1 protein-coding gene is annotated in these 1,960 nt (G+C 76.0%); it reads left to right on the top strand.

From position 1 onward, the window contains the following. The coding region (locus tag KBX53_RS31400) for an ATP-dependent helicase (protein ID WP_247676499.1) at nucleotides 1–1,960 on the top strand (1,960 nt) is incomplete at both ends.

Raw genomic sequence — 1,960 nt, forward strand, 5'->3', positions numbered from 1 at the left:
GGTGCGGGCGTACGCCCGACGCAAGGTGGACTTCGAGGCGATGGACTTCGCCGACCAGCTCGCCCGGGCGGCGCGGGTGGCCCGGGGCCATCCGGCGGTCGGCGCGATCGAGCGGGACCGGTTCCGGGTGGTGTTGCTCGACGAGTACCAGGACACCAGCCACGCCCAGGTGGTGTTGCTCAACGCGCTGTTCGGTGGGGGGCACCCGGTGACCGCGGTGGGCGACCCGTGCCAGTCGATCTACGGCTGGCGGGGGGCCAGCGCGGGCACCCTGGACCGGTTTCCCACCGAGTTCGCCCGCGCCGACGGTGAGCCGGCCCCGGCGCTGGGGCTCACCACGAGTTGGCGCAACCGTCCGGAGATCCTCCGGGTGGCGAACGCGCTCTCCACCCCGCTGCGGGCGGCGGGTGCCCGGGTGCCGGAGCTGCGCTCGGCGTTGACCGTCCGGGACCCGATCCCGCACCGCAGCCCGGCCGGTGCGGCCGGGGGCACCGTGCACTGCGCGATGCTGCCCACGTACGCCGACGAGGCCGACTGGATCGCCGACAGCGTGCTGGCCGCCTGGCGTGGGGCGGCCGGGATGCCGGGCGTGGCCCCGGAGCACATCCCGGTGGCGCGGCGCCCGACGACCGCCGTGCTGGTTCGGGTACGCAGCCAGATCCCGGCGATCGAGTCGGCGCTGCGCGAGCGTGGTCTGCCGGTCGAGGTGGTGGGGCTGGGCGGCCTGCTGGACACTCCCGAGGTGCGCGACGTGGTGTGCACGTTGCGGGTGCTGGCCGACCCGACCGACGGGGCCGCGCTGTTGCGGCTGCTCACCGGTGCCCGTTGGCGGATCGGGCCGCGTGACCTGGTGGCCCTGCACCGCCGGGCTCGGGCCATCGCTACAGCTCGACGGCAGGTGGCCGCCGACGACGACGCGGAGATCAGCCCCGACCTGTTGGACGAGGCGACTCTGGTGGAGGCGCTGGCCGACCTCGGGCCGGCGCAGGCGTACTCGGCGGAGGGGTTCGCGCGGCTGCGCGCGTACGGCCGGGAGTTGGCGCTGCTGCGCTACCGACTGGACCAGGCGCTGCCGGACCTGATCGCGGACATCGAGCGAACCATCGGCCTGGACGTGGAGGTCGCGGTGCGGGCCGGCCGCGACGGCGCCGGCGACGCGGGCCTGGCCCGGGGGCACCTGGACGCGCTCGGCGACGTGGCGGCCCGGTTCAGCGGGGAGACGCCCGGCGCCACCCTGTCCGGTTTCCTGTCCTATCTGGCCGCCGCCGAGGACGAGGAGCGTGGTCTGGCGCCGGGCGAGGTCGAGGTGGTGGAGGGCGCGGTGCAGGTGGTCACCGCACACGCCGCCAAGGGTCTGGAGTGGGACGTGGTGGCGGTGGCCGGGCTCAGTCGCGGGCTGTGGCCCGGGCCGGTCCGCAACTCCGACCACTGGTTGGGCGGGCTGGGCGTGCTGCCGTTCCCGCTGCGCGGTGACGCCGACGGGCTGCCCGAGTTGGCGCTCGACGAGGCGGGCGACCAGCGGGCCGTGGCGCGGGCGGTGACCGACTTCACCGACGCGTGGCGGGCCCACGACGAGCGGGAGGAACGCCGGCTGACGTACGTGGCGGTGACCCGGCCGCGCCGGCTGCTGCTCTGCTCCGGTTACTGGTGGGGGGAGGGCACGAAGCGACCGCGAGGTCCGTCGGTCTTCCTGCGTGAGGTGTACGACGCCTGCCTCGACGGTGGGCCGGGGCACCTGATCGACGTGTGGGCACCGGAGCCGACCCCGGACGCGACGAACCCCACGGCCGAGGTGGTGCTCCGCGCGGAGTGGCCGGCCGACCCGTTGGGTGGTCGCCGGCCGGCGCTGGCCGAGGCTGCCGGGCTGGTGCGTCGCCTGATGGCCGACGGTCCGGCGGCGGCGCTCCCGGGACCGGTCGGGCCGGTCCTCCCCGGGCCGGTCGGGTCGAGTGGCTCGGTG

Source organism: Micromonospora sp. M51 (assembly GCF_018070305.1).
GTDB lineage: Bacteria > Actinomycetota > Actinomycetes > Mycobacteriales > Micromonosporaceae > Micromonospora > Micromonospora parva.